This is a genomic window from Pseudomonas sp., from assembly GCF_050739995.1.
Lineage (GTDB): Bacteria > Pseudomonadota > Gammaproteobacteria > Pseudomonadales > Pseudomonadaceae > Aquipseudomonas.
Genome location: NZ_JBOICG010000796.1, coordinates 1 through 8,710 on the forward strand (window position 1 = coordinate 1; position 8,710 = coordinate 8,710).

7 protein-coding genes and 1 pseudogene are annotated in these 8,710 nt (G+C 61.0%); 5 read left to right on the plus strand and 3 right to left on the minus strand.

The features are described 5' to 3' along the window. Window positions 1–86: 86 nt before the first annotated feature. Complete coding sequence (locus tag ACRESD_RS26935; RefSeq protein WP_431753689.1) at window positions 87–545, minus strand: REP-associated tyrosine transposase; 459 nt, start codon at window positions 543–545, stop codon at window positions 87–89. A gap of 120 nt (window positions 546–665) precedes the next feature. After that, on the minus strand, window positions 666–2,153 hold the full coding sequence (locus ACRESD_RS26940) for an aldehyde dehydrogenase family protein (RefSeq protein WP_431753690.1): 1,488 nt from the start codon (window positions 2,151–2,153) through the stop codon (window positions 666–668). Between the two features lie 235 nt (window positions 2,154–2,388). Here ACRESD_RS26940 and ACRESD_RS26945 point away from each other — a divergent pair, with 235 nt between their 5' ends. Beyond that, on the plus strand, window positions 2,389–3,558 hold the full coding sequence (locus tag ACRESD_RS26945) for a p-hydroxyphenylacetate 3-hydroxylase oxygenase component (RefSeq protein ID WP_431753691.1): 1,170 nt from the start codon (window positions 2,389–2,391) through the stop codon (window positions 3,556–3,558). Window positions 3,559–3,615: 57 nt separating this feature from the next. Continuing rightward, window positions 3,616–4,095, plus strand: a pseudogene (locus tag ACRESD_RS26950) (flavin reductase family protein); the annotation flags it as partial. A gap of 32 nt (window positions 4,096–4,127) precedes the next feature. On the opposite strand, the gene ACRESD_RS26955 reads toward ACRESD_RS26950, so the two are convergent. Beyond that, the gene (locus ACRESD_RS26955) at window positions 4,128–5,450 is read right to left on the minus strand and encodes a hypothetical protein (RefSeq protein ID WP_431753692.1); all 1,323 of its coding nucleotides are present in this window, start codon (window positions 5,448–5,450) and stop codon (window positions 4,128–4,130) included. A gap of 218 nt (window positions 5,451–5,668) precedes the next feature. On the opposite strand from ACRESD_RS26955, the gene ACRESD_RS26960 reads away from it, so the two are divergent. From ACRESD_RS26960 to feaR, 3 genes are all read left to right on the plus strand, one after another. Further along, on the plus strand, window positions 5,669–7,168 hold the full coding sequence (locus tag ACRESD_RS26960) for an APC family permease (RefSeq protein WP_431753693.1): 1,500 nt from the start codon (window positions 5,669–5,671) through the stop codon (window positions 7,166–7,168). Further along, window positions 7,131–7,697: a DUF3156 family protein gene (locus tag ACRESD_RS26965; protein ID WP_431753694.1), complete on the plus strand. Its 567-nt coding sequence runs from the start codon at window positions 7,131–7,133 to the stop codon at window positions 7,695–7,697. The genes ACRESD_RS26960 and ACRESD_RS26965 overlap by 38 nt, the downstream gene beginning before the upstream one ends. A 112-nt stretch (window positions 7,698–7,809) precedes the next feature. After that, on the plus strand, window positions 7,810–8,710 hold a 901-nt coding region (gene feaR, locus ACRESD_RS26970), incomplete at its 3' end, for a transcriptional regulator FeaR (protein WP_431753695.1).

Sequence of the window (8,710 nt, forward strand, 5' to 3'; positions counted from 1 at the left end):
CGGTGTGGTGTGTCAGTGAGAGCGAGGTGCCTGGGTTTGGGGCCGCTGCGCAGCCCAGCGCGGGACAAGCCCGCTCACTACAAGCTTCAGAGCCAGGTGGCGTCCCACAATGAATAGTCCCCGACCCGTTCTACCAAACCGGCTCGAAGTGGGTTGGCGATGATATAGCGTGCCATTGTACGAATATCATCCTCTACACGCACGGCCCTATCGTAATAGCCAGGTTGCCAGACACGCTCCTTGCTTTGGCGATGCCGGTTGATCACCAGTGTACTGCGTGACTTGATGCGCCGAATGACGTCGGCCAGCGTTTGCTGTTTCAGCTCAAACAGCCAGTGGATATGGTCGGGCATGATTACCCAGGCCGTGGAATCGACCAAACCAAGTTCATGAACCTGCCGGAATTCAGCAACCAATAGGCGTCCAATGAACAGGTCGCTGAACAATCGCTGGCGTTGATGAACGACGATGGTGACGAGGTAACCACGCCCGAGTTCCGAGCAGCGACCGTGACGCAAGCGGTGGGTTTGAGGTTTTGAACGCAATCCATTGCTCCTGAGAGAATCCTTGAGAGCATTAACGCTAGCTTGCGGTTTACCCCGAGCCTGCACCACTTGGTTACTGAATATGTTTGTAAACGACGCTATTCGTGATCGCAAGCTCGCTCAATACCGAATCATCACCGACTTGAGCTCGGTGTAATCCTCGATAAACGCACTGCCAAACTCCCGCCCAACCCCCGAAGACCGGTTGCCGCCAAACGGCACGGCCGGGTCGAGCAGTGTGTGCATGTTCACCCACACCGTGCCCGCCTGGATGGCCGGCACCATGCGCAGGGCCTTGCCCAGGTCGTGGGTCCAGAGGCTGGCGCTGAGACCGAAGGGGCTGTTGTTCATCAGGGCCAGCAGTTCATCTTCGCTGTCGTAGGGCAGGAAGGTGGCGATAGGGCCGAAGGTTTCTTCGTTGAGCAGGGTGTCGTTGATGCTGTTGGCCAGGATGACCGTGGGTTCGACGTAGCATCCTGGGCGGTCGAGCAGGTTGCCACCGTGGACAATCGTATTGTTCTCGGCGCGGGCTTGGTTGAAGTAACCGAGCAGTTTCAGTTGATGCTGGCGGTGGGTCACCGGGCCGAACTCGGTGCGTTCGTCCAAGGGCGAGCCGATGGTCAGGCGGCTGAGGCGCTGGCTGAGTTTTTCCAGGACGGCGTCGATTTGCGAGCGGTGCACGAAGAAGCGTTCGGCCGCCGCGCAGATTTGCCCGGAATGCAGAAAGCCCGCCTCGATGATGCCTTCCACGGCTTTGTCCACGTCGATGTCGCGCAGGAAGCCAGCTGCGTTTTTACCGCCCAGTTCGAGGGTCGCACGGGTTAAACCAGCGCCCATGGCGCTACGGCCCACGGCGATGCCAGTGGGCACGGAGCCGGTGAACGACACCTTGTGGGTGCCAGGGTGCTCCACCAGGCCCTTGCCGACGTGGCCGCCACCGGTCAGTACGTTAAGCACGCCGGCTGGCAGCCCTGCTTCAATCGCCAGTTCGGCGATGCGCAGCAGGGTCAGCGGCGTGAACTCGCTGGGTTTGATGATGATGCTGCAACCGGTCACCAGCGCCGAGGCAAGTTTCCAGATGGCGATCATGGTCGAGAAATTCCACGGCACGATACCCACCACCACACCCACCGGTTCGCGCAGGGTAAACGCGGTGTAGCGCTCGCCATTGAAGGAGGGTAGCGACGGCGTGATGGTCTGGCCGCTGATCTTGGTGGCCCAACCGGCGTAGTAACGCAAGAAATGTGCGGCCTGGTCGACCTCGAAGGCGCGGGCAATCTGGATGATCTTGCCCGATTGGCAGGTTTCGATCTGCGCCAGCTCTTCGCGGTTTTGTTCGAGCAGGTCAGCCAGTTTGAGCAGCACATTGCCGCGCGTCGCAGGGGCGGCCTGGGACCACAGCGCAAAGCCACGGTTGGCGGAGCTGACGGCCGCGTCGATATCCGTAAGGTCGGCATCGGCCACCTGGGCGATGACTTGGCCGGTGGCCGGGTTGGTGACGGCCAAGGTCTGATCGGCATGGCTCGGCACGTTGACGCCATCGATGAACAGCCCATGGCGGCGACGCAAAAAAGCTTCGACTTGAGGCAGCAGTGGGGTATCGCTCATGGCAGGTTCCTGGCAGTTCACTGAGAAAAACCGAGGATAACCAAGGGCTGCCGAAGTGGCTTGACTGTGCCTGCCAGGTTTTATGCCTGTGCCTGCCGTGTTTGCGAAAAGTACAACCTTGCCTGTGAAACGTGCATTTTCCGCCTGTGCAACGCGTTCGATACTGGCCCTGCATCCTGCGTCGTTCCTGATCTTGGAACGCGTGTCGGACTTCCAATAATAAGCAGGGCCTTCCATGAAAAAGCCAAACCCGTTGCTCGAAGACCTCAAGCCTCTCCTGCCCACCATCGCGGCGAACGCCACGCGTGCAGAACAACTGCGCCAGGTACCGGATGAAAACATCGCGTTGCTCAAAAGCATCGGCTTGCATCGTGCTTTTCAGCCCAAGGTATTCGGTGGCCTGGAGCTGTCGTTGCCCGAGTTTGCCGACTGTATCGCGTTGCTCGCCGGTAGTTGCGCCAGCACCGCCTGGGCCATGAGCTTGCTGTGCACTCACAGCCACCAGTTGGCGTTGTTCTCGCCGATCTTGCAGCAGGAGATCTGGGGCGAGAACCCGGACGCCACAGCCAGCAGTAGTATCGCGCCGTTTGGGCGTGTGACGGAGGGCGAGGGCGGCGTGCACTTCAGTGGTGAAATGGGCTGGAGCAGTGGTTGTGACCATGGCGAGTGGGCGATTGTCGGTTGCCGTCGCCAGAACGCCGAAGGCACCCAGGATTACTGCTTCGCGGTGCTGCCGCGCGGCGACTATCAGATCCGCGATGACTGGTACGCCGCCGGCATGAAAGGCAGCGGCACCAAGACCCTGGTCATCGACAACGCCTGGGTGCCCGAACACCGTATCCAGAAGGCCAAGGACATGATGGAAGGCAAGTCGGCAGGTTTTGGCCTTTACCCTGACAGCCGGATTTTCTACGCGCCGTATCGGCCGTATTTCGCCAGCGGCTTCTCCACCGTCAGCCTGGGGGTGGCCGAGCGCATGTTGGAGGTGTTCCGCGAGAAAACCAAAAACCGCGTGCGCGCCTACACCGGCGCTGCCGTGGGCGCAGCCACGCCGGCATTGATGCGCCTGGCCGAGTCCACGCATCAGGTGGCTGCCGCCCGTGCATTCCTCGAAAAGACCTGGCAGGACCACGCTGAACACAGCGCCGCGCAGCGTTATCCGAGCCGCGAAACCTTGGCGTTCTGGCGCACCAACCAAGCCTACGCGACAAAAATGTGCATCGAAGCCGTGGACCGCCTGTTCGCTGCAGCCGGGGGGAATGCCTGGTTCGAACACAACGAGATGCAGCGTTTGTTCCGCGATTCCCATATGACCGGCGCCCATGCCTATACCGACTACGACGTCTGCGCGCAGATCCTCGGCCGTGAGCTGATGGGCCTGGAGCCGGACCCGAGCATGGTCTGATGGGTTCTTCCACAACAATAATCAGGGCGATCGTTTGCAGCCGCCCGGGAGTCTTGCATGTCTGACAGCCAGCTTTTCGATCCACGGGCCTTTCGTCGCGCCCTGGGCAATTTCGCCACTGGCGTGACCGTGGTCACTGCCGCTACCGCCTCCGGGCGCAAGGTCGGCGTGACGGCCAACAGTTTCAACTCGGTGTCCCTTGACCCACCACTGGTGCTGTGGAGTATCGACAAGCGCTCCAATAGCCATGAAGTATTCGAGGAGGCCAGCCACTTTGCGGTGAACGTGCTGGCGGCGGATCAGGTGCACCTCTCCAATAACTTTGCGCGCCCTCGTGAAGACCGTTTTGCCTTGATCGAGTATGAGCCTGGGGAGGGCGGTTCGCCGGTGTTCGCCGATTGCTCTGCGCGCTTTCACTGCGAGAAATACCAGCAAGTGGACGGCGGCGATCATTGGATCATGATCGGCAAGGTGGTGGCCTTCGACGACTTCGGGCGAGCGCCGCTGTTGTATCACCAAGGTACCTACGCCGAGGTCCGGGCGCTGCGTCCCTGCGCGCCCGAGGGAAGTCAGAACGGTACGGCGACCACCAACTGACTGTAGACATTGGTGCCGTTGCCACCGATCTGGTTGCCGCCGGTCTCGGCGTCCTTGTTGGGTTTGTACAGGCCCAGCAGCGGCGTGATGATCAGGTGCTCGTTCACCGCCCACTCGGCGTACAGGTCCAGCTCGCGCCCGTCCAGGTTCAGCTGGCCCTGCGTGCTGACGGTGCTGTAGTCGAAAAACAGTGCGCCCAAGGTGACGTTGTCCAGCGGCTTGACCTTGAGCGCCACGTGTTGCACCGCTGTATTGGTGTTGTACGGTCCGGAGTAGTTGCCCGCGACTTCGCCCTGCACCCAGGTGCCGTAGCCACGGTTGAAGCCTGAGAACATACCGTCCCAGTTTTTTGAATAGCGCGCATAGCGGTAGGTCAGGTCCGGTGACCACGGCAGGTCGGCGAAGGTGTAGCCAGCCTCGGCGTAACCGGCGTTTTCCTGGCTGTCGCGACGGTCCTGGCGCGCCAGTTCGAAGGCGAAGTGCGCGTTATCGATTCCGGCATTGCCTGCACCGCGCAGGCTGTAGAGGTTCATACCCTTGCGCTGGCGCTGCACGTCGCTGGCGAAGCGCTCGTCTACGTCGATCCCGTGAATATAGGTCAGGCCCAAGGTGCCCGGAGCGGCGCTGTAGTCCAGGGTGCCGGCGGCCATTTCCGTCATGGCCTGGGCCGGGTTGTCGGACTTGATCCACATCAGGCTGCCATGCACGCCGTCCTTGCCGCCCAGGCGGATGACTGCGGTCTTGTCGAAAGCATGGCGTGCGGCGATGTAGTAGGCGCCGCCGCGATTGAACTGGCCATCGCCCACACCCTTGCCCAGGTTGGGGCCGTCGTCGTTGACGATGAAACCGTCGCCGAGGGTGATGATCTGCCGGCCGAAGGACAGGTCCACACCGTCCTTGCCCAGTGAGGGGAACAGGTCGCCGGAGCGCCAACCGGCAAAGGCTTCATCAAACTTGGTGGTGTGCTCCTTGCCGTTGGTGACCCCAGACGCATCGCCATCGCCCCAAGTGCCGGAACTCACCAGGTTGGCCGTGCCATACACCCCGCCGAAGTGGGCCAGGCTTTGCTCGACGCTCAGACCATATTTGATGAACGCCTCGCGCCAGGTGGAGCCGCCGCTACGGCCGTCATAGTTCTTGGGGCTGTTGAACATGCCGTATACGGCGAGAAAGTTGCCGGTGATCTTGGTGTCGCTATCGGCGTACAGTTCGATGGCTTGGGCGTGGCCGACCAGCAAGGTGAAACCCAGCATGACCGTCTGGCGCAGGCGGCGGTTTTTCAGTGTGTGCTCCATTGTTATTGTCCCCATCTTGGTTAAGAGTGAGGGCGCATTAGGGCGAGCGCTGGGCGCTGAAGTCTTTCATTTGCGTGCCAGGGAATTGACCCTGGCCGCCAGCCAATACGTTGTGGCAGGGAGCAACAAAACCGGCGGCAGACAGGGGCAAGACGAGCAACTCGGGTGGGGCGCAGAGTGCCGACACATTAAAAAAAACCGCTTTCGAGGACCCCACCATGTCGAGCAATGACCGACTCACCGCGCACCTAAACCGGGGTACGGTAGGTTTTCCCACCGCGTTGGCCAGTACCATCGGCCTGATCATGGCCAGCCCGGTAATACTCACCGCCACCATGGGTTTCGGCATCGGTGGCAGTGCGTTTGCCCTGGCGATGCTGATCGCCGTGGTGATGATGCTGGCCCAGGCGACCACCTTCGCCGAAGCCGCTGCGATCCTGCCCACCACCGGCTCGGTGTACGACTACATCAACTGCGGCATGGGGCGTTTTTTCGCGATCACCGGCACTTTGTCGGCCTACCTGATCGTGCATGTGTTTGCCGGCACCGCCGAAACCATTCTCTCCGGGGTCATGGCCTTGGTGAACTTCGAACACCTCAATACCTTGGCCGAGTCGGCGGGCGGCTCATGGCTGCTGGGCGTGGGCTTCGTGATTGTGTTCGGCGTACTGAATGCTTTTGGTGTCAGCGCTTTTGGCCGCGCGGAAATCATCCTCACCTTCGGCATGTGGACCACCCTGATGGTATTTGGCGTGCTGGGCCTGATCGCCGCCCCAGCGGTGCAGTTGGACGGCTGGTTCGGTGCGTCGCTGGTGGGCACCGACCTGATCACTGTGCTGTCGCTGGTGGGCATGGCGATGTTCATGTTCGTCGGCTGCGAGTTCGTCACGCCGCTGGCGCCGGACCTGCGCCAATCGGCCAAGGTGATGCCACGTGCAATGATGCTGGGGCTGATGGGGGTGGCCACCTGCATGTTCATCTATGGCGCGGCGATGAAACGCCAGGTGGAAAATGTGGTGTTGGACGCGGCGTCCGGTGTGCACCTGCTGGACACACCCATGGCCATCCCCAAGTTCGCCGAACAGGTGATGGGGCAGGTCGGTCCGTTGTGGCTGGGCATCGGCTTTCTGTTTGCCGGGGCGGCCACCATCAATACTCTGATGGCCGGCGTGCCGCGCATCCTCTACGGCATGGCGGTGGACGGTGCGCTACCCAAGGTTTTCACTTACCTGCACCCGCGCTTCAAGACGCCGCTGCTGTGCATCCTTGTTGCGATGCTGATTCCCTGCCTGCACGCGCTGTACCTGGGCGGCAATACCGACAACATCATGCATTTGGTACTGGCGGCGGTGTGTGCGTGGAGCTTTGCCTACCTGCTGGTGACGGTGTCGGTGGTTATCCTGCGCATCCGCCGTCCGGATTTGCCGCGGGCCTATCGTTCGCCGTGGTTCCCGCTGCCGCAGATCGTATCGAGCATCGGCATTTTGCTGGGCATGTGGTTTATCACGCCTCCTGGCATGAACCCGGCCGATATCTACGTGCCGTTCGGCGTGATGCTGGGCGTGACGGCGGCGTATGCGCTGTTCTGGACCCTGGTGGTGCAGAAGGTCAACCCCTTCAAGCCGGCCTCCGTGGAGGAGGTGCTGGCCAAGGAATTCAACAACGAACCCGGGCTGCCCCATGATGGTTATGACGACTTTGCGGCAAAAACTGTTTGACTGGTTCCGCGCCGATCGTGCCCCCGCCGGATACCAGCCCGGGGTAACGCTGGCGCGCTTGCGGCGTAATCTTGGGCTGGCGAATCTTGAAGTCGGTGGCTTGGCGTTTGAGATTGTCGAGCGCACCGAGTCGCAGTTGTTGATGCACCTGGTACTGACCGAATTTGTCCTGCGCGTACCTGCTCCGGCAGGGGGCGTGGGGCGCTTCGAGGTGCACCATGGCGGCGCGATTCGGCGCAATGGCGTTCGCGTACGACACCGCTCCGGCAGCCAGGCGTTGGGCCGTGAGTTGCAGGCGCGATTACTGGCCGACGAGGCATTGTTCCAAGCGTTGATGCCGCTTGATTTCAAACGCCTGCGCATCGAACTGGAGGGCCAGCAATGGTGCGTACGACTGGAGCATATGGGCGGTAGTGAGGTGGTCAATCGCATGCCGGCGTTTCGGCGTTACATCGCCCTGAGCCCTGCGCAGCGCGGGCATTTGCTTGCGACGCTGGCCGGGTTGCAACGGGTATTGTCGAACCTCTGATTGGCATCATTAGTGCTTCTGCAATGGCAAACAGGTAGTTGTTGCGTGCATATAGATAACATGTTAACTATTGCATCAGAACAACAAAAAGAAGCCATTGCGGAGGCACCTCATGAGCATCCCACAGCAGGTAAACGACGGGCTCGACAGCTGGAACAGCGAGCTGCGCGCCACGTGCGGTCACTTCGATACCGAACTGGCCTTCAATCGCTCGCTGTTCATCGGCGAAATTCACAAGCTGCCGCGCGGCCTGGCTATCCTGCGCACCAACGCCGGGCTGATCAAGCGCCCGACGCACCACGCCGACCACGACAACGACCAGGAGTGTTTCCTGGTCAGCCAGCGCAGCGGCTACTCGCAGATCGTACAAAACGGTCAGACCCTGCAACTGGCCCCCGGCGAGATGCTGCTGATGGACTCGGTCGGCTCTATCGAAATCACGCCCTTTGGCCTGATTGAACACGCCTCGCTGTCCCTCTCGCGTGCAGACGTGTGCAAGCATGTGGGCGGTGAAGCCCGTGCCTTTGGCAAGATTTCCTCGACCAAAGCCTGTGGGCGTATGTTGCACGTACTGATGGACCAGTTGTGCAAGGACGACACCGAAGACGGCGCGGGTGAGGTCGAGGCGTTGCAAACGGCATTTGTCTCGCTGCTGGGCTCGGCTTTGGAACTCGGCAATGAGTGCCGTGACGGCGTGGCGGCGTTGCAGGGCAATAACCTGCGCAGCTATGTGCAGAAGGTGATTGATGAGTCCCTCAGCCAGCCGGGCCTGAGCCCGATTGGCCTGGCCAATCGGCTCAACATTTCCGTGCGCCACCTGTACCGCTTGTTCGAGGAGCAAGACGACAGCGTCTGCCGTTATATCCAGCGGGCGCGGCTCAAGCGCAGTGCGGATGACTTGACCAACCCGTTCCTCAGGAGCGAGTCGATCACCTCGATTGCCTACAAATGGGGGTTTACCGATTCGGCGCACTTCAGCCGGTCGTTCAAGAAACAGTTCGAGGTGTCGCCGA

What these genes read in the sequence shown, in the direction of transcription:
- ACRESD_RS26940 (WP_431753690.1), bottom strand. Translation starts at nt 2,153, where the DNA reads ATGAGCGATACCCCACTGCTGCCTCAAGTCGAAGCTTTTTTGCGTCGC.
- ACRESD_RS26945 (WP_431753691.1), top strand. Translation starts at nt 2,389, where the DNA reads ATGAAAAAGCCAAACCCGTTGCTCGAAGACCTCAAGCCTCTCCTGCCC.
- ACRESD_RS26955 (WP_431753692.1), bottom strand. Translation starts at nt 5,450, where the DNA reads ATGGAGCACACACTGAAAAACCGCCGCCTGCGCCAGACGGTCATGCTG.
- ACRESD_RS26960 (WP_431753693.1), top strand. Translation starts at nt 5,669, where the DNA reads ATGTCGAGCAATGACCGACTCACCGCGCACCTAAACCGGGGTACGGTA.
- ACRESD_RS26965 (WP_431753694.1), top strand. Translation starts at nt 7,131, where the DNA reads ATGATGGTTATGACGACTTTGCGGCAAAAACTGTTTGACTGGTTCCGC.